Annotated in this window: 22 protein-coding genes; 8 read left to right on the forward strand and 14 right to left on the reverse strand. The window is 69.5% G+C overall.

Going from position 1 to position 25,352, the window contains the following annotated elements; all coding sequences use genetic code 11:
* Positions 1-24 precede the first annotated feature (24 nt).
* The 3 genes from ACFWZ4_RS06310 to trpE all read right to left on the reverse strand — a co-directional run bounded on the left by ACFWZ4_RS06310 (position 25) and on the right by trpE (position 4,508).
* The gene (locus ACFWZ4_RS06310) at positions 25-1,176 is read right to left on the reverse strand and encodes an efflux RND transporter periplasmic adaptor subunit (RefSeq protein WP_439703879.1); all 1,152 of its coding nucleotides are present in this window, start codon (positions 1,174-1,176) and stop codon (positions 25-27) included.
* Positions 1,166-2,683 carry an efflux transporter outer membrane subunit gene (locus ACFWZ4_RS06315; RefSeq protein ID WP_439703880.1) on the reverse strand — a complete coding sequence of 506 codons (1,518 nt, stop codon included), beginning with the start codon at positions 2,681-2,683 and terminating at the stop codon, positions 1,166-1,168. Before ACFWZ4_RS06315 ends, ACFWZ4_RS06310 begins: the two co-directional genes overlap by 11 nt.
* Before the next feature lie 349 nt (positions 2,684-3,032).
* Positions 3,033-4,508 (reverse strand): anthranilate synthase component I, encoded by a 1,476-nt coding sequence (gene trpE, locus ACFWZ4_RS06320; RefSeq protein WP_439703881.1) that lies wholly within the window; start codon positions 4,506-4,508, stop codon positions 3,033-3,035.
* Positions 4,509-4,627: 119 nt separating this feature from the next.
* Between trpE and ACFWZ4_RS06325 the strand changes: the two genes are divergently transcribed.
* The gene (locus ACFWZ4_RS06325; protein ID WP_439703882.1) at positions 4,628-5,575 is read left to right on the forward strand and encodes a pilin; all 948 of its coding nucleotides are present in this window, start codon (positions 4,628-4,630) and stop codon (positions 5,573-5,575) included.
* Between the two features lie 13 nt (positions 5,576-5,588).
* On the opposite strand, the gene ACFWZ4_RS06330 is transcribed toward ACFWZ4_RS06325, so the two are convergent.
* The 6 genes from ACFWZ4_RS06330 to ACFWZ4_RS06355 form a co-directional block, all read right to left on the reverse strand.
* On the reverse strand, positions 5,589-7,613 hold the full coding sequence (locus ACFWZ4_RS06330) for an ATP-binding protein (RefSeq protein ID WP_439703883.1): 2,025 nt from the start codon (positions 7,611-7,613) through the stop codon (positions 5,589-5,591).
* Positions 7,614-7,640: 27 nt separating this feature from the next.
* Positions 7,641-8,198: a hypothetical protein gene (locus ACFWZ4_RS06335; RefSeq protein ID WP_439703884.1), complete on the reverse strand. Its 558-nt coding sequence runs from the start codon at positions 8,196-8,198 to the stop codon at positions 7,641-7,643.
* Complete coding sequence (gene pdsR, locus ACFWZ4_RS06340) at positions 8,195-8,884, reverse strand: proteobacterial dedicated sortase system response regulator (protein WP_231323229.1); 690 nt, start codon at positions 8,882-8,884, stop codon at positions 8,195-8,197. Before pdsR ends, ACFWZ4_RS06335 begins: the two co-directional genes overlap by 4 nt.
* 702 nt (positions 8,885-9,586) lie before the next feature.
* On the reverse strand, positions 9,587-10,255 hold the full coding sequence (rpe, locus tag ACFWZ4_RS06345) for a ribulose-phosphate 3-epimerase (RefSeq protein WP_439703885.1): 669 nt from the start codon (positions 10,253-10,255) through the stop codon (positions 9,587-9,589).
* Between the two features lie 101 nt (positions 10,256-10,356).
* Entirely contained in the window at positions 10,357-11,160 is an 804-nt protein-coding gene (gene djlA / locus ACFWZ4_RS06350) for a co-chaperone DjlA (protein WP_439703886.1), read from the reverse strand.
* Positions 11,157-11,468, reverse strand: a complete 312-nt coding sequence (locus ACFWZ4_RS06355; protein ID WP_439703887.1) for a c-type cytochrome — start codon at positions 11,466-11,468, stop codon at positions 11,157-11,159. The genes djlA and ACFWZ4_RS06355 overlap by 4 nt, the downstream gene beginning before the upstream one ends.
* A gap of 175 nt (positions 11,469-11,643) precedes the next feature.
* Between ACFWZ4_RS06355 and ACFWZ4_RS06360 the strand changes: the two genes are divergently transcribed.
* Genes ACFWZ4_RS06360 through ACFWZ4_RS06370 form a run of 3 tightly spaced genes read left to right on the forward strand, consistent with a single transcriptional unit; the run spans position 11,644 to position 13,431 of the window.
* Positions 11,644-12,540, forward strand: a complete 897-nt coding sequence (locus tag ACFWZ4_RS06360; RefSeq protein ID WP_439703888.1) for a phosphoribosylaminoimidazolesuccinocarboxamide synthase — start codon at positions 11,644-11,646, stop codon at positions 12,538-12,540.
* A gap of 12 nt (positions 12,541-12,552) precedes the next feature.
* A complete protein-coding gene (locus tag ACFWZ4_RS06365; protein ID WP_439703889.1) occupies positions 12,553-13,023 on the forward strand; it encodes a DUF962 domain-containing protein in 471 nt (156 codons plus the stop codon).
* The gene (locus ACFWZ4_RS06370) at positions 13,024-13,431 is read left to right on the forward strand and encodes a hypothetical protein (RefSeq protein WP_439703890.1); all 408 of its coding nucleotides are present in this window, start codon (positions 13,024-13,026) and stop codon (positions 13,429-13,431) included.
* 56 nt (positions 13,432-13,487) lie between these two features.
* On the opposite strand, the gene ACFWZ4_RS06375 is transcribed toward ACFWZ4_RS06370, so the two are convergent.
* From ACFWZ4_RS06375 to ACFWZ4_RS06395, 5 genes are all read right to left on the reverse strand, one after another.
* The gene (locus ACFWZ4_RS06375) at positions 13,488-14,483 is read right to left on the reverse strand and encodes a glycoside hydrolase family 43 protein (protein ID WP_439703891.1); all 996 of its coding nucleotides are present in this window, start codon (positions 14,481-14,483) and stop codon (positions 13,488-13,490) included.
* A gap of 40 nt (positions 14,484-14,523) precedes the next feature.
* Complete coding sequence (locus ACFWZ4_RS06380) at positions 14,524-16,083, reverse strand: sialidase family protein (RefSeq protein ID WP_439703892.1); 1,560 nt, start codon at positions 16,081-16,083, stop codon at positions 14,524-14,526.
* A gap of 106 nt (positions 16,084-16,189) precedes the next feature.
* Positions 16,190-18,991: a TonB-dependent receptor gene (locus ACFWZ4_RS06385; protein WP_439703893.1), complete on the reverse strand. Its 2,802-nt coding sequence runs from the start codon at positions 18,989-18,991 to the stop codon at positions 16,190-16,192.
* Positions 18,992-19,106: 115 nt separating this feature from the next.
* Positions 19,107-20,291 (reverse strand): 1,4-beta-xylanase, encoded by a 1,185-nt coding sequence (locus ACFWZ4_RS06390; RefSeq protein WP_439703894.1) that lies wholly within the window; start codon positions 20,289-20,291, stop codon positions 19,107-19,109.
* An 88-nt stretch (positions 20,292-20,379) separates the two neighbouring features.
* Positions 20,380-21,531 (reverse strand): aldose epimerase family protein, encoded by a 1,152-nt coding sequence (locus ACFWZ4_RS06395; protein WP_439703895.1) that lies wholly within the window; start codon positions 21,529-21,531, stop codon positions 20,380-20,382.
* Between the two features lie 386 nt (positions 21,532-21,917).
* Between ACFWZ4_RS06395 and ACFWZ4_RS06400 the strand changes: the two genes are divergently transcribed.
* From ACFWZ4_RS06400 to dgoD, 4 genes are read left to right on the forward strand one after another with little or no spacing between them, the layout of a single operon-like run.
* On the forward strand, positions 21,918-22,643 hold the full coding sequence (locus tag ACFWZ4_RS06400) for a FadR/GntR family transcriptional regulator (RefSeq protein ID WP_439703896.1): 726 nt from the start codon (positions 21,918-21,920) through the stop codon (positions 22,641-22,643).
* The gene (locus tag ACFWZ4_RS06405) at positions 22,640-23,563 is read left to right on the forward strand and encodes a 2-dehydro-3-deoxygalactonokinase (protein ID WP_439703897.1); all 924 of its coding nucleotides are present in this window, start codon (positions 22,640-22,642) and stop codon (positions 23,561-23,563) included. The genes ACFWZ4_RS06400 and ACFWZ4_RS06405 overlap by 4 nt, the downstream gene beginning before the upstream one ends.
* Entirely contained in the window at positions 23,560-24,207 is a 648-nt protein-coding gene (locus tag ACFWZ4_RS06410) for a 2-dehydro-3-deoxy-6-phosphogalactonate aldolase (RefSeq protein WP_439703898.1), read from the forward strand. The genes ACFWZ4_RS06405 and ACFWZ4_RS06410 overlap by 4 nt, the downstream gene beginning before the upstream one ends.
* Entirely contained in the window at positions 24,204-25,352 is a 1,149-nt protein-coding gene (gene dgoD, locus ACFWZ4_RS06415) for a galactonate dehydratase (RefSeq protein WP_439703899.1), read from the forward strand. Before ACFWZ4_RS06410 ends, dgoD begins: the two co-directional genes overlap by 4 nt.

Below are 25,352 nucleotides of genomic sequence, written 5' to 3' on the forward strand. Positions count from 1 at the left end.
GCGGCATCGGAGGCAGGTGCTCGCTCATTGGTTCTGCATGAACTGGACGAACAGGCCACCCTGCGCGACCACGCGATCGCCGGCGTGGAGTCCCTCGGACACCTGGTAGCGGTCGCCCGCGCGGTAGCCGAGCGCCACGCCGCGGCGGGCGAAGCTGCCGTCGGGCTGCGCGACGTAGACGAACGGCAGGTTCTGCTCGTCACGCAGGACCGCCGACGCCGGCACCAGCAACCCGCGTTCCGTCTGGCCCGATTCGATCCGCACACGCACGTACATCTGTTTCTTCAGTTGGCCGCTGGCGTTCTCCACCAGCACGCGCACCGGAATCGCGCGCGTGTCCGGATCGACCACCGCGCCGATGTTGTCCACCCTGCCCCGCAGCGTGCCGGCGCCGCCGGCGTCGATGGTGGCGGGATCGCCCACGGCTACCCCGCCCGACTCGGCCGGCGCCACCTGCGCCATCACCCACAGGCGCGAGAGGTCGGCCACGGTGAAGCAGGCGGTGCTGCCGGCCTGCAGCAGCTGGCCGGGCGTGATGAGTTTCTCCGCCACGGTGCCGGCGACCGGCGCGCGGATCATCGCCTGGATGCGCGACAGCGGCTGGCCGGCCTGGATCGCCTTTATCGTCGGCGCATCGGCGCCCAGCGCGAGCAGCGCCTGCAGCGCGGCGTCGCGGTCGGCCTCGGCGCTGGCGGCGTCGGCCTGGGCCTGCTCGAGCTCGCGTCGTGGCAGGCTTTCGTGTTCGCTCAGGTCGCGGTCCGCGTCGGCGAGACGGTGCGCGTTGCGCGCGGCGACCAGCGCCTTGCCGTAGGCGCCCACGGCGGCGGCAAAGTCGGGCGAGTCGACGCGCGCCAGCGGCTGGCCCTTGGTGACGTGCTGGCCGGCACTCACCAGCAGTTGCGTGACCGGACCGGAGAACGGCGCCAGCACCTGGGTCGCCTGGTCGTTGTCGAAGTCGACCACGCCGGTCGCCTCGATCGCCTTGTGGAACGGCGCGAGGGCCACCGTGTCGAGGGTGATGTGCCGGCGCTGCGCAGTGGTCAGCATCGGGTTGTGCGGCGTATCGGCGGCCGGCGGCGCGGAGATGTGCGAGCCGCAGCCGGCGAGCAGGCCGGCCAGCGCCAGCGTCGTGGCGGCAAGCCGCACGCGCGTCATCGCGCGAGCGTCAATGTTCATGGTCACCCTTGGTCGGAAGCGTGATGGAAGCGGCAGGCGCATCGCCCTGCGTCAGGTCGGTGCGGTTCCACCAGCCGCCACCGAGCGCCTGGAACAACGCCACGGTGTCGGCATAGCGGCTGGCCTGCGCCTGCATTAGGCCGATGCGCGCTTGCAGCGCGGCCTGTTCGGCGTCGAGCACGGCGAGGTAGCCGGCGTAGCCGTCCTTCCACTGCCGCTGCGACAGATCCAGCGTGACCTTGGCCGCCTGGTCGGCCGCTGCGGCGGCCTGCAGCGCCTGGGCGTCCTGCTGCAGCGCGGTCAGCGTGTCGACGACGTCCTCGAAGGCGGCAAGGACGGTGCCACGGTACTGCTCGGCCGCCTGCGTATAGGCGGCCTTCGCCGCGCGCTCCTGGTGCTTGAGGGAGCCGCCATCGAACAGCGGCGCGGCAAGCGCGGCGCCCAGCCCCCAGAACCCGGTGCCCGACTGGAACACGCGGCCGATCGCCAGCGCCGTGCTGCCGGCATCGGCGCTCAGCGTGAGGTTGGGCAACCGGTTGGCGATGGCGATGCCGATCTGCGCACTGGCCGCGTGCAGGTTGGCCTGCGCCTGCAGCACGTCCGGCCGCTGCGCGACCAGCGCGGAGGGCAGGCTGAGCGGCAGTTGCTCGGGCAGCGTCAGGTCGGCCAGCGCGAAGGTCGCGCCCGCACCTTCGCCCGGGAAATGCCCGGCCAGTACCGCCAGCCGGTGCTGCTGCTGCGCGAGCTGCGTGCGCAACGCCGGCAGCGAGGCGTTGACCTGCGCCAACTGGGTTTCCTGCGCGGCCACGTCGAGCCGGCCGATGTAACCCCTGGCCAACTGGTAGCGCATGATCGAGAGCACGTGCGCATCGATGCCGGCCAGCTCCTGCGTGGCCTGGACCTGGTCACGCAACGAGGCAGCCTGGATCGCCGTCACCGCCACGTTCGCCGCCAGCGCCATGTCGGTGGCGATCATCTCGTAGCGCGCGGCCTGTGCCTGCGCGTCGAGCGATTCCACCGCGCGCCGGTTCAGGCCGAACACGTCGGGCGCGTACGACACGCTGGCCTGCGCGGAGAGCAGGTTGTACAGCGAAGCGTTGGAGCTGGGCACCGGCGCCAGCGCACCCGGTGGATCCTGCTGGCGGTTGGCGGAGATGCCCACGCCCACGCTCGGGTAGTACGCGCCGCGCCCGGCCAGCGCGTTTTCCCTGGCCGCCAGCAATGCGGCCTGCGCGGCCTTGAGGTCGGGATTGCTGGCAAGCGCCTGCTTGATCAGCGCATCGAGCGGCTGCGAATGGAACAGCTGCCACCACTGCGCGGGGATGTCACCGCCCCGGTCGAAGTGCTGGGAGGCGCCGCCGGCGACACCGGTGCTCGCGACCGTCGCCGTGACCGGCGCGGCGGTGTAGCCGTGGACGGTCGGCGCCGCCGGCCGCTGGAAGTCCGGACCCACTGTGCATCCGGCCAACAGGAGCGAGGCCAGCACGGCAGTGGACGGCTTGATCATGCGATGCGGTTTCGGCGGGCAACGAGGGCCGAAACGATATAACGTTGCAACCGGCATCCTCCCTGCCGGAAGTCACGGGCGCGAGCGAAAGTTCTTGCGGCCAGGCAAGCGGGAAGGTGCCGTGCGCACCGCTACGGGGAGCCTTTGTAGAAGCCCACTTGTGGGCGATGCTCTTCGCGAATCCCAGCACATCGCCCACAAGTGGGCTCCTGCAAGAGCGGGGCGGTGCGGACCGGAGGTGCGGGCGGCCCGGAAGCAGAGCCCGGACCCATTCCACAGCCGGGCCAGCCCACCCCTCACCCCAGCCCTCTCCCCGGCGGGGCGAGGGAGCGTTGGATCTTCGCGAGGTTCAGAGGCCCTTAGCCGCCTGCGCCACCGCGCGGAACAGCGCACGGCCCTTGCTCATCGTCTCCTCCCACTCGGCGGCCGGGTCGGAGTCGTAGACGATGCCCGCGCCAGCCTGCACGTGCAGGCGGCCGTCCTGGATCACCGCGGTGCGGATCGCGATGGCGGTGTCCGCATCGCCCCACCAGCCGATCCAGCCGATCGCGCCGGCGTAGATGTTGCGCTTGTAGGGTTCGAGCTCCTGGATGATTTCCAGCGCGCGGATCTTCGGCGCGCCGGAGAGTGTGCCGGCGGGAAAAGTGGCCTTGAGCACGTCCATGTAGGACAGGCCCGGACGCGCGTTGCCCTGCACCTGCGAGACGATGTGCATGACGTGCGAGTAGCGCTCGATCACGAACGATTCGCTGACCTCGACGGTGCCGGTCTCGCTGATGCGGCCGATGTCGTTGCGGCCCAGGTCGATCAGCATGACGTGCTCGGCGCGCTCCTTCGGATCGGCGAGCAGCTCGGCCTCCAGCGCCGCATCTTCTTCTTCCGTGGCGCCACGCTTGCGCGTGCCGGCGAGCGGTCGCACGAGGACCTTGCCGTCCTTCAGGCGCGCCAGGATTTCCGGCGAGGAGCCGACGATCTGCGTGCTGCCCAGGTCGACGAAGTACATGTAGGGCGAAGGGTTCAACGCACGCAGCGCGCGATACACGTCCACCGGCCGCGCGTTGAAGCCGACGCTCAGGCGCTGCGAGGGCACCACCTGGAAGATGTCGCCGGCTCGGATGTATTCCTTGGCCTTCTCCACCATCGCCTCGAACTCCGCCTTGGTGAAGGAGGACTTGAAGTCGCCCTCGTCCAGCGCGGTGGACTGGGTCAACTGGGGATACGCCGCGCCGCCCTGGCGCAGGCGGTAGACCAGCGCGTCGAGCCGCCGCTGCGCCTGCGCGTACGCCTGCGGCTGCGAGGGGTCGGCGTGCACGATCAGGTACAGGCGGCCCTTGAGGTTGTCGAAGACGGCCACTTCCTCGGCCAGCATCAACAGCACGTCGGGCGTGCCCAGTTCGTCGGGCCGGTCCCACTGCGCCAGGCGTGGCTCGATGTAGCCGATCGTCTCGAACCCGAAATAGCCGACCAGGCCACCGGTGAAGGCGGGCAGCTCGGGCAGGCGCGGCACCGAGTACTGCGCGCGCAGCGTCTCGATTTCGCCCAGCGGGTCGTCGAGGCGGCGACGTTCGATGACCTCGCCGGCGTCTTCCACTTCCAGCTCGTGCCCACGCAGGCGGTACACGCGCCTGGCCGGCAGGCCGATGATCGAATAGCGGCCCCAGGTGGCGCCGCCCTCGACCGATTCGAACAGGAAGGTGTACGGCCCGTCGGCAAGCTTCAGGTACACCGACAGCGGCGTGTCGAGGTCGGAGAACACCTCGCGCACCAGCGGGATGCGCGTGTGGCCCTGGGCGGCCAGCGCGTCGAATTGGTCTCGGGAGATCACGGGCTAGGAATCGATAAGGGGCGGCCCATCACGATAGCAGTCCATTCGCCGGCGGGCACCGTCGCTTGCGACGGCGCGAGACGCCCGCTTAATCTGCGCGGCGGGACAAGGGGGACAACATGGAACGCACCGATACGATACCCGGGCTCATGGACCGGGACGCCGGGCAGTGGCACAGGGAGGCGGCCGATCGCGCCGCCCTGCCGACGCCGCCCTCGCTGCACTGGGGCTGGGTGTTCCTGCTCAGCATCGTCACTCTCGGCATCTTCGCGATCGTCTGGCCGTTCATCCAGGCCAACTGGGTGCGCAAGATCGACCCGGGAAGCCGCGCGACGCCCATGCTGGGCGCTGCCCTGACCTGCTATTTCGTCGGGTATTTCCTCGCCGCGGCCGGCGCCCCGGCCGACGAGGCGTCCCCCACGACCACCATGGAGCGCCTGGGCTGGCTGCTGGAGCTCGTCTACGTGGTGTTGTTCCTGGGTGCCTATTTCGCGATGGCCGGAACGATCCGCCGGGTGATGGCGGGCTACCGGGTTCCGATGCGGATCGGCGGCATCACCCTGTTCTTCTTCAACACCTGGTACCTGCAGGGCCAGCTGACCTGGCTGGCTCGGTGGCAGCAGACCGGCCAGACCCTGGCCAAGCCACCCAAGGCGGTGTTCTGGGTGGTCATGGTCGTGCCGTTTGCCTTCATCATGGCCGCCGTGGCATTGCCCGCCTACCAGATGTACGTGGTGCGCTCGCAGGTGGCCAGCGCACTGGCCCAGGCCGAACCGCTCAAGCAGCAGGTGCTGGACGCAATCGGCCGCAACCGCGCCTGGCCGCAGGACAACACCGAAGCCGGCCTCAAGGAAGCCGGCGCCTATGCCACCAGCAACCTGGCCGGCTTCGAGGTGCAGGCGATCGACGAAGGCACGGTGCTGGTGGCCACCTTCGCCGGCAACGCCCCCATGGCCCTTCGCGGCAAGCAACTGGCACTGATCGCCGAAGGCCGCGATGGCGTGATCAGCTGGACCTGCGAAAGCCCGGACATCGACCCGCGCTACCTGCCTGCCGGCTGTCGCTAACGGCGCTTGCCGGTCAGCCGCCGCCGAGCCGCTGGCGCGGCATGTTGCGCAACCGCAGGGTGAAGGCCACGCCGCTGCCGTCGTCCAGGTTGCGGGCGCTGGCGTGGCCGCCGTGGCGTTCGGCGACCAGGCGCACCACGTAGAGTCCGAGCCCCAGGTGCGGCGCGTCACCCGGGGTGGCCTTGTCGCGGAGGCTGACCAGCGAGTCGAACAGGCGCGCCTGCATGGCCGCGGGCAGCGGCGGGCCCTGGTTGGCGAGGGTGATCTCGGCGCCGTCGTCGCACGAGGCAAGCACCAGGCGCAGCCAGCCGTCGGCCGGGGTGAACGAGAGCGCGTTGTCGAGCAGCTTGTCGAGCGCCTGGGCGATCAGCTCGGGGGCGCAGTGCATCGGCAGCGGCGCCTGTGGCAACTCGCAGGCCAGCGTGCGGTTGCCGACCAGCGGACGGTAGGCCTCGGCGCAGCCGCGCACCACTTCGCGCAAGTCGACATCCTCGGCTTCGGCGGCGGCAATCGCGCGCTCCATGCGGCTGGCCTCGCTCATCGCGCGCACCAGCGTGCCCAGCCGCGCCACGCCGTCGCGGGCGCGCGCAAGATAGGGCTTCGCTTCCGGCGGCAGCGCGGCGTGGGCCTCCAGCGCGTGCTCGAGGTTGTCCAGCGAACTCTTGACGATGGCCAGCGGCGTGTTGAGTTCGTGCGATAGCTTGGAGGCGAGCGTGCGCAGGTAGTCGGTGTAGCCGCCGACCGCCTCGAACAGCCGCTCGAAGCTGCGAGCGAGGTCGCCAATCTCGTCGGGTGCGGCGGTGAGCGGGAAGCGGCCTTGGGCGAAAAGGCCGTCCAGACGTCCATCTGCCAGTTGCGCGCGCTCGGCCGCATCGCGCAGGCGGCCCAGGCGCAGGCTCAGCCGCGTGGCAAACCACAGCAGGATGCCGCCGGCCACCAGCATCACGCCGAAGCTGGTCAGCAGCAGCGTGAGCAGCGCGCGGTTGGCCAACAGCGGCACGGTGGTGCTGGCCTGTTCGAGCAGCAGCACGCCGCGCACCTGGCCCGGCGCGCCGATCGGCACCGCGGCGGCAAGCACCACACTGGCGCGGGTTTCGCCGTCGCGCCAGGCGGTGGCCGGATCGCCATCGCGGGCACGGGCGATTTCCGGAAGCTCCAGGCGCGGCGCGTCCTGCGCCCACGGCGCGGCGTCCTCGACGGGATTAGCCAGCAGTGCACGGTAGACCAGCGCGGCAAACCAGCCCGGCTGCGGGCCGGCGGTCTGCAGGCGTCCGCTTTGCGCCAGCAGCCAGCCAGTCGGCGCCAGCACGCGGGCGCGGGTGTCCTCCGGCGCCAGGCGCGACAGTTCCTGCGCCAGCGTCGGCGAGTAGTGCCAGAGCGGGCGCGCCTCGACCGCCAGCGGGTCGCCTCCGGCGGAGGCGTCGTACAGCCCCACGCCGAGCCGGTCCACGATCAGCGGACGAGGCAGTCGCAACTCGAGGCGCCAGCCGCCGCCGTCCTCCTGCCACTGCCCGGCCAGGCGGTCGGGCCAGTCGGCGACCGGCGGATCGAGCAGGCGCGCGCTGAACGTACCCGGCGCGGCGCTGGCCAGCAGGTAGCGCAGGCGCGTGTCGCCGCGTTCGAGTTCGAGGACCAGGTGATCGGCATGCAGCGCGCCGGGATCGTCCGCGTCGGCACGCACGCGCCGGATGCCGCGCTGCTGCACGTAGAGATAGAGCCCGTCCGCATCCTCGGCCAGCAGCACGCTGCCGCGCGGACCCAGCGGCTGGCTCCATGGGGTCAACGGCGCCCAGTCGTCGCCGTAGCCGTCGATGGTGATCGGCGTGGTGGCCTGCTCGACGTACCAGCCCTGCACCTCGCGCGGCAGCGTGGCTCCGGTCGCCACCAGGCTGCGCGCCACCGCGCGCGCGGAGGCGGTAAGCGCCTGCGCCTGGCCTTCGCGCAGCAAGGTTTCCATCTGCCGCACGTACAGCCATCCGGCCACCGGCAGGGCCAGCGTGCACAGGGCGACCAGCAACAGCTTGCGACGCAGGTTCATCGCGCGAGCCTAGACCGATGCCACGCTCTAGCGCGACACCCCGGTCCGGTAGCGCGTCCCGACGACCACGCGCATGAGCGCGTCGAGCAACGCGGCACGCTGCAAATCGGCATCCTTGAAGCTCATCGACCAGCTCAGACGGATGCCCGACGCCTTGCCCGGATCGCAGAACACCACGGCATCATCGACCTGGTCGCTGCCCTGGAACACCAGCGCCTCGCACGGCATGCCGTGGTGGCGCACGGGAAAGCGGTCGACCTTCGCAGCCGGATCGCGCTGCAGGTAATGCTTGCGGTCGGCGTCGAGTTCCGCGCCCAGGTTCGCCAGCTTGCGCGGCCACACGTTGAGCACCATCACGCCATAGGGCTCGCCGGTCCACTCGCCGCGGTAGATCACCTCGTCGACGCCGATGGCGCGGGCGTAGGTGCAGCAATCGGCGGTCCAGCCCGCGGGCGTGGGCGCGGCCACGGTCCAACCGGGAATGTCGCCGTCCGGCTTGCCCGTCGCGATCGCCACGTTCGGCGCGTCGGCGGCAGCGGCGGCACCGGCGAATACCAGCAGCAGGAGGCCGAGCAAGCGCCTCACGGCTTCCACCGGTAACCGACGCCGTGCACGGTCTCGATCGCGTCGAAGTCCGGCGCTACCGCGACGAATTTCTTGCGGATCCGCTTGATGTGCGAAGTGATGGTGGCATCGTCCACCACCAGCTCGGCCTCGCGCATCAGCTGGTCGCGATTCTTCACGTGGCCGGGGAAGCGCACCAGCGTGTGCACCATCCAGAATTCGGTGACGGTCAGCGGGATCTCCGCATCGTTCCAGGTGATGCGCATGCGCTCGGATTCGAGCTTGAGCGGGCCGTGCGCGATCACCGTTTCGCTGGACGCGGGCGCCTTCAGCGACTCGATGCGCCGGAACAGCGCCGCGATGCGCGCCGCCAGCTGGTGCAGGCTGGTGTCCTTGGACAGGTAGTCGTCGGCGCCCAGGCGCAGGCCGGAGATCACGTCGAAATCCGAGTCGCGCGCGGTCAGGAAGATGATCGGCAACGTGGCCGATTTGGCGCGCAGCTCGCGGCACAGGTCGAAACCGCCTTCGGGCTCGTCGCCCAGGCCGATGTCGATGATCACCAGTTCCGGCAACTTCATGCCGAAGGCAGTGGACGCCTCCTGCCGCGAACCGTAGCCGCGCGTGTCGTAGCCGAAACGGGTGAGCGCCTCGACGTAGTTGGCGCGGATGAGCGGTTCGTCCTCGACGATGGCGATGCTGCGACCCATGGCAATGAAGTCTCCCTGTGGTGGCGCGCAGCGTGCTATGCACGCCGCCACGGCGCAAGGCGCGCGGCGCAGCTGCCCGCGTTTTGCCCGATCCGGCCCGCGCTTCGCCCGTGCGCCGCCGCCGCGCGCGCCCGGCCGGGCGGTTCCATGGAGTCGCCACCCGGAGAGATGCCATGAGTAGCACCGCCACCAAGCCCGACCCGAACGCCGAACTGCGCGATTTCGAGCCCCTGCGCGTAGCGCTGGCCCTCGGCGCCCTCCTGCTGGGACTGGTGATGGGCATCCACTGAGGAAATGACGCCATGAACGCCGATTTTGTGGACCCGTTTGCCGTGGAAGGCGTGGCGGCACCCGTCGCGCAGGGAGGCGCGACGGGTGCGGGCGATGAACCCGATCCGGACTGGCAGCCGCTTTGATCGCGCCACGGCCACCTTGCAATACCCTCCGTTAGCTACCGTTCCTTCCCCCTCCTCGCGAGGGGATTTTTTTGGGCATGGAGCAAGCGAGCTCGGCTGTTAAGCCCGGGAACCAAACCGCCGAACCCCTGTCCCATCTGTCGGCGGGCGTCGTCCATTGCCGTGGATACGCCGCCGCCGTCCGGCGGTGGCGTCCAGGCGCCCGCTCTGGTGGACTCCTCAACGCGTCCCTTTCCGACGACGCTCTTATCCCGGTGCAGGCCTGCACCGGGATTTTTCTTTGGGCTCAGCCGATCGCCTGGCGCATCGCCGCGATCACCTGCGCGTAGTCCGGCGCGCCGAAAATGGCCGAGCCCGCCACGAAAGTGTCCGCACCCGCCGCCGCGATCTCGCCAATGTTCGCGGCACTGACGCCGCCGTCGATCTCCAGCCGGATGGCGCGGCCGCTCTCGTCGATGCGCCGGCGCACCTCGCGCAGCTTGGCGAGCGCCTCGGGGATGAACTTCTGGCCGCCGAAGCCGGGATTGACCGACATGATCAGCACCAGGTCCAGCTTGTCGAGCACGTGGTCGAGCCAGTTGAGCGGCGTGGCGGGGTTGAATACCAGGCCGGCCTGGCAGCCGGCGTCACGGATCACGCCCAGGGTGCGGTCGACGTGCTCGCTGGCCTCCGGGTGGAAGCTGATCAGGCTGGCGCCGGCCTTGGCGAAGTCCGGGGCGATGCGGTCGACCGGCTTGACCATCAGGTGGACGTCGATCGGTGCGCTGACGCCGTAGTCGCGCAAGGCCTTGAGCACCATCGGGCCCATGGTCAGATTGGGCACGTAGTGGTTGTCCATCACATCGAAGTGCACCCAGTCGCCACCGGCGGCAAGCACCTTGGCGGTGTCCTCGCCCAGGCGGGCGAAGTCGGCGGAGAGGATGGAGGGGGCGATGATGGGAGTCTGTTTGCTCATGTGTGCCTTTCCTGCAGGAGCGCACGCTGTGCGCGACCGGAATATGCCGCATTGCCGCTTCGTAGGTTTTTCGCGCACGGGGGTGCGCCCCTACACGTCGATTATTTGAAGCCCTTCTCGGCCTTGATCCGCTCGTACGCGGCGTTGATCTCGCTCGCACGCGCTTCGGCCCGCTTGCGCATGTCTTCGGGCAGGTCGCCCAGGCGGTCGGGGTGGTGCTCGGAGATCAGCTTGCGGTAGGCGCGCTTGATCGCCCGCTCGTCGGCGCCGCGCGCGATGCCGAGGACGGTGTACGGATCGGGGCCGTGCGTATTGCGATGCGGCGGCACGTAGCCGCCACCGCCCGCGCCGCGCCGGCGGTCGCCCGCGGCGGCGTTCCAGGCGTAGCCCTTCATCGCCATCAGCGCCATCAGCTCCATGTCGCTGATGCGCAGGGCGAAGGCGAGCTGGCGCAGGATCGCCATCTTCTCCGGCGGCGGGTTGCCCTCGGCCAGCACCGTCTCGATCACCACGTCGAGCACCGGAAAGGCGTGGTCGCGACGCATGCCGACCCACTGGCGCAGACCGTCGATCGCCGGGGTGACGTCGAACTCCGGCTGCTTGCCGCGGTTGAAACTCGCGATGGCCTGCCGGCGCTGCTCGTCGATCATCCCCATGCGGGTCATCATCCGCTCGGCCACCGCGATCTCGGCCTCCGACACGCGCCCGTCCGACTTGGCGACCGCACCGAGCAGCGCAAACAGCGGGCCGTACAGGCCGTCCATCTGCGGCGCCGCGCGGTACCGCTGGCTCTGGCGCAGGCTGTCGATGACGAAGCCGATCGCCGCACCGACGATGGCGCCCGGCAGGCCGTGGCCGAGGATCAGGCCGACGAACGCCAGGATCAGCGTGGAAGAGAAATTCATGGCTGCGCCTGCGCCGCCGGCGCCTGTGCGCTGTACCAGCGCGCCAGGGCATCGAGCTCGGCGTCGCTGACCGGGCCGATCGCCGCGCGCATCACCGCCACGTCGCGACGGCCGTCGCGGTACTGCGCCAGCGCGCTGCGCAGGTAATCCAGCCGCTGCCCCGCCAGGTTGGGCGCGCCGGAGACCTGGGCGATGCCGGTCTCGCCGTGGCAGGCGGCGCACAGGCCCAGGCGGGCCGGACGGGCGGGGCCGGTGGCAAAGGCTGGCAGGGCGGCGGCCATGAGCGCCGCGAACAGGACGAGTCGCATCGGCAAGAGGTGGGGCGAGATGGATTCCCGGAAGGCGTGATTCTAGCAGTGCGGCGCCACCGCCTCCGGTAACCGTGGGGCGGGCTCCAGCCCCCAGCCGCCGTGGCGGACTGAAGCCCGCCCCACGGGACTCGCTAGAATAGGTCGCTTCCCCCCTTCGACGGCGGATCGCCCCGTGCCCACCACCCTGCTGCAATCGAACCTGCCCGGCCTGGACCTGATCCATCGCGGCAAGGTGCGCGACGTCTACGCGCTGTCCGACGACCGCCTGCTGATCGTCGCCACCGACCGCCTGTCCGCCTTCGACGTGGTGCTGCCCGATCCGATCCCGGGCAAGGGCGAGATGCTCACGCAGATTTCCAACTTCTGGTTCGGCAAGACCGCGCACATCATTCCCAACCACCTGCTCGACGTGCCGCTTGCCGACGTGCTGCCCAAGGGCACGGACCTCACGCTCTACGCCGGCCGCGCGGTGGTGACACGGCGCCTGAAACCGGTGCCGGTCGAGGCGATCGCGCGCGGCTACATCATCGGCTCGGGCTGGAAGGACTACCAGGCCACCGGCAGGATCTGCGGCATCGCGCTGCCGCCGGGGCTGAAGCAGGCGCAGCAGCTGCCCGAGCCGATCTTCACGCCCTCGACCAAGGCCGCGGTGGGCGACCACGACGAGAACGTGAGCTTCGACGCGGTGGTGAACGCGGTGGGCCGCGAACTGGCCGACCAGGTGCGCGACGCGACGCTGGCGATCTACCGCTGGGCGGCCGCCTATGCGGCCGAACGCGGCATCATCATCGCCGACACCAAGTTCGAGTTCGGCACCGATGCCGACGGCCGGCTGTACGTGATGGACGAGATGCTCACGCCCGACTCCTCGCGCTTCTGGCCGGCCGACGAATACCGCACCGGGATCAGCCCGCCCAGCTATGACAAGCAGTTCGTGCGCGATTACCTGGAAACGCTGGACTGGAACAAGAAGGCGCCCGGCCCGAAGGTGCCCGCCGAAGTCATCGAGCGTACCCGCGCGAAGTATGCCGAGGCACTCGAGCGCCTTGCCGGCATCCGCCTCGGCTGAAGGAGCGACGCCATGCGCAGCATGCAGAGCTGGCTCGACGGCTACAGCGCCGACCACCGCAACCCGGTCAACCAGGTGATCCACTGGATCTGCGTGCCGCCGATCGTGTGGACCGTGGTCGCGCTCCTGTGGACCGTGCCGGTGCCGAGCGCCTTTCTCAAGCCCGGCGCGTGGGCAGTGTTCGCGATGGTGCTGGCGTTCGCCTGGTACTGGAAGCACTCGCACCGGCTCGGCGGCGCGCTGCTGGTCGCCTTCGTCGCGCTGGCGCTCCTCACCGCATGGTTGTTCGATCTGCTCGGGCCGGTGCGCCTGCGCTGGGTCGCCATCGCCGTGTTCGTGGTGGCCTGGATCGGCCAGTTCGTCGGCCACAAGTTCGAGGGCCATCGACCCAGTTTCCTCACCGACCTCTCCTACCTGCTGGTCGGTCCCGCCTGGCTGATGGAAAAGTTCCTGCGCCGGCTCGGCTTCAAGGCTCGCGACTAGATGCAAACCCTGCTTACCCTGCTCAGCACCCTGCTCTGGTGGGTGCTGTACGGCTCGATCGTCGCCCTGTTCGCCAGCCTGATCGCCTGGCCGGTGTTGCGCTGGAGCGAGCGCAGCAACGTGGTGTTCAACCGCGTGTACTTCGCCTGCCTGTTGTGGAGCCTGCTCGGGTTGCTGCTGGTCGGGCTGGTGGCGGCGCACGAAGGCAACGTGAGGCCGCCGTACGGGCCCTTGCTTGCCTCGCTGCCACTGCGCCTTGCACTGGTCGTCGACATGCTGGTGGGCGCCCTGTTGCTATGGCGGCTGACGCCGCGCATCGACGCCCATCGCATCCGCCCCACCAGCGCCTGCATGGCGATGGCCGCCGTGACGGCGGTGGTGTTCGGCATCGCGACCAGCCTGGCCTGAGGCGCAAACGCTTCGGTCCACCCTTCCGCACCCCGGCCGTAGGGCTGGAGCGAGCCCTACGGTTGATGCGGCGGTGCACCCGGCTTGCCGAAATCCGGCACGCCATCGGCCGTCCAGCCGATCGGCTGGATGCGCGGCGCGCGGCGTGCGGTGCACTTCCAGCCCGGGCCGCCGTTGGCGTGGTAGATGATCCAGTCGCGCCCGTGCGTGTCCTTGAAGAAGCCGTTGTGGCCGGGCGCGTAGATGCGGTGTTCCGGTGAACTGGCGAACACGGGCCGCGGGGATTTGTGCCACGACGCCGGATCGAGCAGGTCGGCTTTTCCGTCGGCCTGCAGCAGGCCCAGGGCGTAGTCGTCCGACCAGCAGGCGCTCGCCGAATAACTCAGGAACACCTTGCCGTCCGGTCCCTGCAGGAACTCCGGGCCTTCGAGGATCTTGCGCCCGCCCTGCATCTCCCACGTGTAGGTGGGTGCGGCGATGTCCACCTGCGGCGAGCCGAGCGTCCACGGATTGGTCATCGGTGCGATCACCAGGTCGCTGTGGTCGCCGACATAGGCCGAGTAGACGAAGTACCAGCGGCCGCCGTGCTTGAACACCGTGCCGTCGATGCCGGTGTGGCCGGTCTTGAGCATGCCCCGCGCGATCCAGTGCCCACCGGTCGGATCGGGCGAGGCGTTCTCCAGCACGAACACATGGCGGTGGTCGTCGTCGTTGTGCCCGGCCTCGGCGGCGGTGAAGTAGAGATACCACTTGCCTTCGACGAAGTGCAGCTCGGGCGCCCACACCGCCACCGAACCCGGCCCCTGCTTCGGCGGCCGCCACACGACCACCGGCTCGGCCTGCGCCAGCTGGCGCAGGTCGCCGGTCTTGCGCAGCTCGATGCGGTCGCCGGAGGTGCTGGTGTAGTAATAGACGCCGTCGCGCTGGATCACCCACGGATCCGGTCCCGACGGAAGGAGCGGCGTCGCGTAGTCCTGGCTCCCGGCCGCCCATGCCGTGCCGCCCGCGAGCAGCAGGGCCAGGCCGGCGAGCATCGAGCGATTCAAAGGCATGGGATCTCCGGGCGTGGCGTTGCGTGCGCGCTACCGCGAGCTATCGTCCGGTCGCCGGATCGAGCTGCACGTAATCGATGTCGGCCGGTCGCCCGGCGCCCTCGAGCACCACGGTGTTGTCGCCCTCGCGCAGGCTGCCGCTGGCGGTGGCCACGTGCCAGCCGTCGCGGTCCGGGCGATCGGTGGTCTTCCACACCGCGCCGTTGACGCGCAGCACCGGCATCGCCGGCGTGAAACCCAAGTCCTGCCAGCGAACCGTGGCGCGATAGTTGCCGCCGGTCGGCACATGCACTGGGAACGTGAGCTGGCCACCTGGCGCGGAAGCCATGCGTGCCTTGGCACCGTTCGAGGCCGTCCCGTCGCCGATACGCACCGACCAGCGGCGCACTGCGTCCTCGGCCTCGTAGCGGTCGAAGCGGGCTGGCGCGTCGGCATACATGACGATGTTCTTGCGCGCATCCTCCGGCTCGGCCGCCGTGGACGAGGTGGTCGCATGCCAGAGGCGCCCGCCCGGCATCGCGAGCAGCGCCTGCGTCCAGCCCGCGTGGATGTTGCCGGTGAGTTTCCGGACCGGCGCCTCGGCTTCCCACCAGGGTCCGCGGCCGCCGTCGTTGTTCCAGTAGATGCTGCGGCCGGACGGATCGCCGTCGCCACCGGCACGTTCGGCCACCACCGCGATCACGCCGGGGCCATTGCTCCAGGGCAGCCAGCGCACGATCGGCGAGGCGGCCGGCCACGCGCCCGCGGCGGTGCGCACCGGCGTGCCACGATCGGCGGGGTTGCCCCAGTCCAGGCCGTCGGCGCTGATCTTCAGATAGACCTGTCCGTTGCGTGGACCGTCGATGTCCTCATAGGTCATCACGTAGCGACCGTCCGGCAGGCGATCGACCACGGCCATGCCGGGACGCTCGACGCCGCCGGGGATGGCCACGTCCACTTTTTCCTCGCCCCAGGTGCGGCCGCCGTCGGTCGAGACCTTGTGCGCGAGCAGCTGGTTGAAGCCCGTGTCCTTGTGATCCTCGCTGGAGTAGTAGGCGACCAGCCGCCCGTCGTCGAGACGGTGGATGTTCGGCTCCCACACGCCGTGGTTGTCCTTGTCGCTCGGGTTGCCGCCGCCCTTGACGATCGAGCCGCGGTAACGCCAGCTGCGGCCGCCGTCGGTGGAGGCGTACATCTGCAGGTCTTCGGCGACCAGGCGCCCGGTGGCGTCGTCGCCGGTGGCGTTGGCGCCCAGCAGCAGCGTACCGGCCGGCAGATCGGCGCTGGGCTTGGCCAGCTCGGACAGGTGCGGCTGCCAGCGCAGTTGCCAGCGTGGGTCCTTGCCGTGCGCCTGGTCGGTCACGTTCGACAGGAAGCGCCAGTGCGCGCCGCCGTCATCGCTCCCGTACAGCGGGATGCCGGCCATGCCGTCGCGCTCGAACACCATCAGCATGCGGCCGTTCGCGGCGGCATCGGGCTGGTGTTCGAGGCGCACCACCGACACGTAGCCCACGCCGTCGGCCAGCACCTGGCCGCGCGTACCCGGCGGCGCCGAAGCGGCGGTGGCCGTACCCATGCAGGCCAAGGCGAACGCCAGGGAGAGGGGAAGCAAGCGCTTCATGGATGACCTCCACGTCGGTGCCACGGCACACGCGCCGTGCCGGAGAGAAAAGAGCGGGCGACGCCGGCGGGCGGGGAGCGACCGCCGGCGTCGTTGCCCTGCCCGCTCAAAGCTTGAAGCGAACGCCCAGACCCACGGTGCGGTCCTGGTAGCGGATGTCACGCGGCCGCGTGGTGCCATCACCCCAGTACTGGTGCAGGTCCTCGCCGGTCAGGTTGGTCGCCGACAGCACCACGGTGGTGTTGGGATTGACGTCGTAGCCGATCGACAGGTCCAGCTGGTTCGCCGGCTCGATCTCGTCGTGGTTGCCGGCCACCGTCGGCTGGGTGAAAAAGTCGATGAAGCGGCTGCGGTAGTTGTAGGCCAGTCGGGCCGAGAAGCCGTACTTCTCGTACATCAGCACGGCATTGCCGTTGCGCTTGGACACGTTCTGCAGCGGCGAGGCCACCACAGGGCCGCCCAGGAACTGCGGCGAGCGGGTCGAGCCGTCGATGTAGGTGAAGTTCAACTGCACGCCCAGGCCGCTCAGGGCACCCGGCAGGAAGTCGAAGAACTGCTGGTAGGCGACTTCGGCGCCATCCAGGTGGCCGCTGCCCGCGCTCTGCGGCGAGGACAGCTGGTAGGCCTCGCCGTTGATCGTCACGTCGGTCACGTAGTTCTGGATGTAGCCGTTGATGTCGCGGTAGAACACGCCGCCGCTGACGTAGCCGGACGGTGCGAAGTACCACTCCAGCGACGCGTCGTAGTTGTTCGACTTGATCGGCTTGAGGTTCGGGTTGCCGCTGGCGGCCGCGCCGGCGCGATTGATCGTGCCGGGATTGAGCGAGATCGACGGGTTGAGCTGGCCGAAGCCCGGGTAGGTGATGGTCTTGGCCGCGACCAGGCGCAATTGCAACGCGTCGGTGAAGTGCAGGTTGAAGCTCAGGTTGGGCAGGTACACCGGCTCGTTGGTGTCCACCGACAGCGGCGAGTAGATGCCGGTGGCGGCATTGAACGAGTAGGCATCGAGGTTGCGCTTGACGCGCTCGACGCGCATGCCCATCAGGCCGTCCACCGGCAGGCCGAACAGCGTGGTGTCATAGCCCGCCTGCAGGTAACCGGCGAGAGTCTTCTCGTCGATGTTGTAGTAGCGGCCCGGGTTCACCGGCGCCGTGCCGGCCGGCAGGCCGTACAGGCCGCGGATCGCGTCGGCGTTGGCGGTGAGGTAGTTGAAGCAGCCGGTCAGCCACGACACGGGGATCGCCGAGGTGGTCGGCATCGAGCAGAAATAGCCGTCCGGGAAGCGCGCGGTGACCTGGTTGGCCGGGTTCGGGGTCTCGACGATGTTGCCGGTGCCGGCGCCGCCCGGCGGCGGGGTCGAGATTTCCACGCTGCCGGTGTACTGGGCCTTGTGGTCGGCGTAGCGCAGGCCGAAGTCGAGGTAGCTGAAGAAGTCGCCGGCGATGTCCAGGTTGCCGTCGCCGCGCCAGGCCCACTGCTTGCCGCGCTCGGTGTGCCAGGTCTGGAACAGGCCGTTCAAGTAGTAGTTGTTCGGATCGAGCTGCTGGTCGTTGCCCAGCGACCAGTTCTGCTGGTTGCCGGCGGTGCCGTTCCACACCGTGGTCACCGGCCCCTTGAGGAAGGTGTCGACGATGAAGGTGTTGTCGTTGAACGAGGTCTGGCCGTAGGACAGGTCCGTGCTCAGGCGCAGCCGGTCGCCGTGCCACTTCACGCCGACCGCGTGCTGCATGTCGTGGCCGTGCTGCACGTGCGCCTGGGTGCTGGTGGCGGCGTAGGTGTTGCCGGTCCAGGTGCCGCTGGCGGCGTCGCAGATGGTCTGGCCCTCGAACGGCGAGCCGGTGAGCTGGTTGGCGTAGCAGTTGTCGGTGACGGTCAGGTTGGTCGGGCTGACCGCGCCGACCGGGAAGGAAAAGTAGAACGGCTGGTTGTAGTCGTCCGACATCCAGTCGTACAGGCCCTCGGCGTACACCTCGGTGCTGTCGTTGGGTTTCCACTGCAGCGCGTAGTTGAGTTCCGGACGTTGGCGGTAGCCGATGTTGTAGTCGGCACCGAAGCCGTTGGGCGCGGCGATCAGGTTGCCCGCGTCGGTGCGGATCGGCGTGCCGGTGCCGTCGGTCAGCACCTTCGGGAAGTCGCCCCACACCGCGTTGTACTGATAGTGCTGCGCCATGAAGCTGGCGTTGACCAGCGCACCCACCTCACCGATGCCGGTCTGCCAGCGGTCGCTGGCCAGCACGCTGAAGTTGGGATCGGTGCGACCGCCGTACTTGCTGTGGGTGGCGGTGTAGGTCGCCGCCACCTTGGCGCCGTCGAAGTCGAATGGACGATAGAGCTGCATGTCGACCACGCCGGCGATGCCGCCGTCGGGCAGGCTCGCCTCGGAACTCTTGTAGACCGAGACCGTCTTGACCGCGGTGGCCGGCAGGTTCTGGAACGCGAAGCCGCGGCCGACGCCGCTGAAGATCTCGCGGCCGTTGAGCGTGGTGATGACGTTGGGCAGCCCGCGGATCACCACCGAGCTGGTCTCGCCCTGGAAGCCCTGCGCCACCTGCACGCCGGTGATGCGCTGCATGGCGTCGGCCACGCTGTTGTCCGGCAGCTTGCCGATGTCCTCGGCGACGATCGAGTCGACCACCATGCGCGAATCCTGCTTGAGCGACTGCGCGCTCTCCAGGCTCTGGCGCAACGGCGTGACGGTGACCTGCGACAGGTTGACGACTTTCTGCTTGTCGTCCGCTTGCGCGGTGCCGCTCTTGCGCTTGCTCGCTTGCGTGTTTTGCGTGCTGGCGTCGGTAGAAGACTGGGCGCCGGTGGCGTCGGGTGCCGGCGCATCCTGCGCGTGCGCGGAGGCGAAAGCCGCGGCGATCGCGGCCGCCAGGATCGTCACGGAAATGCGGTTGCGGTACATGGTGGAACCTCCGGTCAGAAGATCGCGGCGGCCGCAACCGCGGCGCCGTGCTGGGTCTGGGTGCGCGGCAGGCTGGGACGCCGTGCCGCGGGAAGGACGGTGAAGAGCGGAGCAGTCATCGCGTCGTCGCCGCGGCGGACGCGGGAACCATCAGCGCCGCCTCGGGCACCACGCCGCGCGGGGCGTGGGAAAGCGCGCGCAGGATGTCGGCCTCGCGCTGGCGGTACGGGGTGCCGTCGCCGTGCAGCAGGTCGTGGAACCAGATCGTCGGCGGCTGCATCGTGTAGGGACGCTGCCAGGAATCCCACGGCATGATGGTCTGGCTGCGCCCTTCGACGAAGCCCCAGTTGACCATGCCCACGTCGAGCTTCTTGGCCAGCGGCAGTACGCCGTCGATGGTCGATCCCGCGCCGCGCGCCATGTACTCGGTGCAGATCAGCGGACGGCCATAACCGGCGAGCTGGCGCACGCGGCTGGCGAATTCCTCCGGCCAGCCATAGCTGTGGAAAGTGATCACGTCGGACTGCTCGAGCTGCGTACGCTCGACCGCATTGAGCTTGCCCAGGTCCGACCAGTCCTCGTCATGCCACACGCCGCTGGTGAGCGGCTGCGTCGGCGCGGCGCTGCGCGCCCAGCCGAACACCTGCGGCAACAGCTTGGCGACCAGCGCGACCTTGTCCTTGGGCTCGCGCGCGTCGTAGTTGCCGCCACCCGGGTTGTCAGGCTCGTTCCAGACGTCCCACGCCAGTACGCGATCGTCCTTGGCGAAGCTTCCGACGATGTCCTTCACGTACTGCTCCAGCCGCGGGTACTGGCCGGGATCGGTCATCGCCACGCCGGGGCTCTGCACCCAGCCGGAGTTGTGCACACCGGGGATCGGCGGATGCTGCGGGCCGAGTTTCGGCTCGGGGTCCCAGCACGAATCGAACAGCACGAAGATCGGCTTGATGCCGTGCTTGTCGGCGATCGTCAGGAACTGCTCGATGCGGTGCTTGAAACCTTGCGGGTCCTGCTTCCACAGCAAGTCGTGCAGGAACACGCGCATGGTGTTCATGCCCAACTGCTGCGCCCAGCCTAGTTCCTTGTCGATGCGCGCCGGATCGAAGGTCTCGCCCTGCCACATCTCCAGTTCGTTGATCGCGTTCGCCGGCACGTAGTTGCTGCCCAGCGGCCAGCGCTGGTGTTCGTACCAGGCGTGCGCCTTGGCGCTCGTCCAGCGCGCCGGGGCATCGGCGGCCGGCGCGCGCGGGGCGACGAGCGCCGCCGCGCCGAATGCCAGGGCCAACAGTGCGTGTTTCATGCGAACTCCTCGTGGCGCCGGGGCGCCTTGCAGGCAAACGCTCCCCGTGGGCGCCGCTCGCGGCACCCTCGGGACGGGATGGGCCGGGTCAGTGCGCGCCGCGCGCCGGCTCGGTGGTGAAGCGGTAAACGATCAGGTTGCGGTAGGTCTGCCCCGGCGCCAGCCGCGCCGAGCCAAAGGCCGGCTGGTTGGGCGTGTCCGGATACAACTGCGGTTCGAGCACGAACGCATCGCCTTGGCGGTACACGTGCCCGCCGGTGCCGACCGTGGTGCCATCGAGGAAATTGCCCGAGTAGAACTGCAGGCCCGGCTGCGCCGAGCTCAGGGTCAGCACGCGGCCGGACTTCGGATCTTCCACGCGCGCGACCATGCGCGGCGCCGCGGCAGCCTCGCGGCTAATCACCCAGTTGTGGTCGTAGCCATGGCCATTGAGCAGCTGCGGATCATCGGTGCGGATGTCGCGGCCGATCGGCTTTGCCTGGCGGAAGTCGAACGGCGTGCCGGCGACCTTGCGGATCTCGCCGGTGGGGATGGAACCGGCATCGACCGGCAGGAAGGCGTCGCCCGGAATGGTCAGGCGCTCGTCCATCACGCTGCCCGAGCCTTCGCCGGAGAGGTTCCAGTAGGCGTGGTTGCTCAGGTTGACGATGGTCGGCCGGTCGGTGCTCGCGCGGTACTCGATCGAGAGCTGGTCCTTGTCGTCCAGCGTGTAGATCGCCGTCACCTGAAGCTTGCCGGGATAGCCCATGTCGCCGTCGGGGCTGACGTAGGTCAGCGTGACGCTCGCCTTGTCGGCGTCGTGGTTCACGGCACCGACGGTCCAGAGCACCTTGTCGAAACCGCGGGTACCGCCGTGCAGGGAATTGGGGCCGTTGTTCACCGGCACCTGGTAGGTCTTGCCGTCGAGCACGAAGCGGCCCTTGGCGATGCGGTTGGCGTAGCGACCCACCGTCGCGCCGAAGTACTGCGGCTGGTCCAGGTAGTCCTTGAACGAGGCGTAGCCCAGCGCGATGTTCGCGAGGTGTCCATCACGGTCGGGCACGCTGAGCGACTGAAGGCTCGCGCCGTACGCGATCACCCGCGCCTCGAGGCCGTGCGCGTTGGTAAGCACGACCGCTTCCACCGGCTTGCCGTCCGGCATCGTGCCGAAGGTTTCGCGCGTGGCCGTCGTGCCTGCATGTGCCGTCATCGACAGCGCCACCAGGCCGAGCATCGAACCGATCCACCCTGCACGTCGCATGTCCCCAAAGCCCCTTCCGCGGTGTTCGAAGTGGAGGCATGCAAGCACATTGTATGATTATCGTGCAAGTGTTCGGACGTACGAAAATTTTCTTTGTGCAGCGCGGCATTGCGCGTGCGCGGCGCTGGCCGGCAAGGCGCTTTCGCATGGCATCGCGACGTGCGGTAGCGACATCGAGCTCTCGGACGATCGCTCGTTTCGCTGCAATTTCCGCATCGCGTCATCGACGCCTCCGCGACTCGCCGACGAAGCCCGAAAAAAATGCGCTGCCGCACCTTGGCAGGACGCGCATCCAGTGCTTATAGTCGATTTGTATGACAAACCGTCCGGGCGCCGGAAGCGCCCCGCCCGCAAGCGTCGAACCATCCATCCTGGAGCCGCAGTTCATGAGGAAGACGAGCGCAGTCCGCAGCCTCTACGGGCACGTCATGCACGAGCTCGGGCAGCGCATCGTGGGCGGCAAGGTCAAGCCTGGCGAAGTGCTCCCGCGCGAGGAGACGCTCGCCGAAAGCCTGCAGGTCAGCCGCACCGCGTTGCGCGAGGCGCTCAAGGTGCTTTCGGCGAAGGGCCTGATCGAGTCGCGCACCGGCGTCGGCGCGCGCGTGCTCGACACGCGCCACTGGAACCAGCTCGACGCCGACGTGCTGGCCTGGCGCTGCGCCTCGATGCCCACCGACGATTTCGTCGACAAGCTGGTGGAGATGCGCGAGGTGATCGAGCCGGCTGCCGCGGCGGCCGCCGCCCGCCGGCGCACCGCCGAACAGCTCGCCGCGATCGATGCCGCCTTCCGTGCGATGGACGCCGCGCAGACGCTCGACGCATGGACCGCGGCCGACCTGCAATTCCACGACGCCGTGCTGCACGCCACCGGCAACGAACTCCTGCAGTCGCTGTTCTCGGTGATCGAGACGGCGCTGGGCACGTTCTTCACGCTGTCCGCGCGCACCGCGGGCGACTTCAAGTATTCGCTGCCGCACCACCAGAAAGTGCTCGAGGCGATCCGCCGCAAGCAGCCGGAAGTGGCGCGCAAGGCGATGCACGCGATGATCGCCGACTCGCAGGCGAACCTGCAGCACAGCCGCGGCCGCGCCCGCAAAAAGGCCAAGGCGTGAACACGCCGCTGGTCGGCCTGGACTGGGGCAGCACGCGGCTGCGCGCGTACCGCTTCGACGAAGCGGGCCACGTAGCCGCAACGCGCGCGTTGCCCTGGGGCAGCCGACAACTGCCGGCGGGTGGTTTCGCCGAAGCCTTCGCACAAGCGGTCGAAGGCTGGCCGCACGCACCGGTGCTGGCCTGCGGCATGGTCGGCAGCCGCGGCGGCTGGCGCGAGGCGCCCTATCTGGATACGCCCTGCCGGCTCGATGCGCTGGGCGGCGCGCTGACCTCGGTGGATGCACCCGACGGGCGCACCGTGCACATCGTGCCGGGCCTGCGCGATCCGGCCGGGCCGGATGTGATGCGCGGCGAGGAAACCCAGGTCGCCGGCGTGCTGGCGCAGCCGTCGCCACCCATCGGCGAGGTGCGGCTGCTGATGCCCGGCACGCACAGCAAGTGGGTGCACGTCAGTGATGGGTCCGTCACCGGTTTCACCACCGTGATGACTGGCGAGCTGTTCGCGCTGCTGCGCGGGTATTCCGTCCTCGGCGCCGGGCTGCCCGACGGCGGCGCGGACGAAGAGGCGTTCGCGCTCGGCGTCGCCGCGGCACGGACCTCCGGCGCGGCCGGCGGCCTGTCGCGGTTGTTCTCCGCGCGCGCCCTGATGCTCGAAGGTGCCCTGGCGCCGGCTTCGGTCGCGGATTTCCTTTCCGGACTGCTGATCGGCGACGAGCTGCGCATGGCGCTGGCCGCCGGCTGGGCCACGCCCGCGGCGCCGGTGCAGCTGGTCGGCGAAGACGCGCTGTGCGCGCGCTACCTGCAGGCGGCGCCGGCGTTCGGCCTGACGCTGCAACCCACGTCCGGCGCGCCTGCCGCGTCCGGCCTCTGGCAGGTCGCCACCACGGCCGGCCTGCTCCACGGACGCATCCACGCATGAACGACTTCAAGACCTGGCTCGACCCGCTGCCGCTGGTCGCCATCCTGCGCGGCCTGCGCCCGGACGAAGTGCCGACGGTGGGCGACGCGCTGGTCGAGGCCGGCTTCCGCATCCTGGAAGTGCCGCTCAATTCGCCGCAGCCGCTGGAAAGCATCCGCCGCATGGCCGAGCGCTACGGCGCCGGGCGGCTGGTCGGCGCCGGCACCGTGCTCGATCCGGCGGCGGTGCGCGGCATCGCCGACGCCGGCGGGCGCATCGTGGTGATGCCGCATGCCGACTTGGCGGTGATCCGCGCCGCCAAGCAGGCCGGGCTCTACTGCGTGCCGGGTGTCGCCACGCCGACCGAGGCCTTCGCCGCGCTCGCCGCCGGCGCCGACGCGCTGAAACTCTTCCCCGCCGAGCAGGCCTCGCCGGCCGTGCTCAAGGCTTGGCGCGCGGTCCTGCCGCCAGGCACCGCGGTGCTGCCGGTCGGCGGCGTCGCGCCCGACACCATGGATCCGTGGCTCGCCGCCGGCGCGGCCGGCTTCGGCATCGGCTCCTCGCTCTACGCGCCGGGTCGCGCGGCCGACGATGTCGGCGCGCGCGCGCGGGCCTTCGCCCAGGCCTGGCGGCGCCATCTCGATTCGCAAAGGTCCAACGCATGAAGATCACACGCCTCACCACCTTCATCGTGCCGCCTCGCTGGCTGTTCCTTCGCATCGATACCGATGCGGGGATCTGCGGCTGGGGCGAGCCGATCGTCGAGGGCCGCGCGCACACGATCGCCGCCGCGGTGGACGAACTGTCCGACTACCTCATCGGCAAGGATCCGCGGAACATCGAAGACCTATGGGCCGTGATGTACCGCGGCGGCTTCTACCGCGGCGGCCCGGTGCTGATGAGCGCGATCGCCGGCATCGACCAGGCGCTGTGGGACATCAAGGGCAAGCACCTGGGCCAGCCGGTGCACGCGCTGCTGGGCGGACCGGTGCGCGATCGCATCCGCGTGTATTCGTGGATCGGCGGCGACCGCCCGGCCGACACCGCGCGCGCGGCGAAGGACGCGGTGGCGCGCGGCTTCACCGCGGTGAAGATGAACGCCACCGAGGAAATGCAGTACGTCGACACCCACGACAAGGTCGAGCAGGTGCTCGCCAACGTGCAGGCGGTGCGCGACGCGGTCGGCCCGCACGTGGGGCTTGGGCTGGACTTCCACGGCCGCGTGCACAAGCCGATGGCCAAGGTGCTGATGCGCGAACTCGCACCGTACAAGCTGATGTTCATCGAGGAGCCGGTGCTGTCCGAGCACCTCGAAGCCCTGCCGGAACTGGCCGCGATCTCGCCCGCGCCGATCGCGCTGGGGGAGCGGCTGTATTCGCGCTACGACTTCAAGCGCGTGCTGGCGATCGGCGGCGTGGACATCCTGCAGCCGGACCCTTCGCACGCTGGCGGCATCACCGAGACGCGCAAGATCGCCGCGATGGCCGAGGCCTACGACGTGGCCATCGCCCTGCACTGCCCGCTGGGTCCGATCGCGCTGGCGGCCAACCTGCAGCTCGATGCGGTGTGCCACAACGCCTTCATCCAGGAACAGAGCCTGGGCATTCACTACAACGCAGGCAACGACCTGCTCGACTACGTCAGCGACCGCAGCGTGTTCGCCTATGAGAACGGCTTCGTCGCGATTCCCGGCGGCCCGGGCCTCGGCATCGCGGTGAACGAGGATTACGTGGCCGAGCGTGCATCGGCCGGCCATCGCTGGCGCAACCCGGTCTGGCGCCACGCCGACGGCAGCGTGGCGGAGTGGTGA

The sequence above is a fragment of the Frateuria sp. GZRe12 genome (assembly GCF_051900535.1).
Taxonomy (GTDB): domain Bacteria; phylum Pseudomonadota; class Gammaproteobacteria; order Xanthomonadales; family Rhodanobacteraceae; genus Frateuria_A.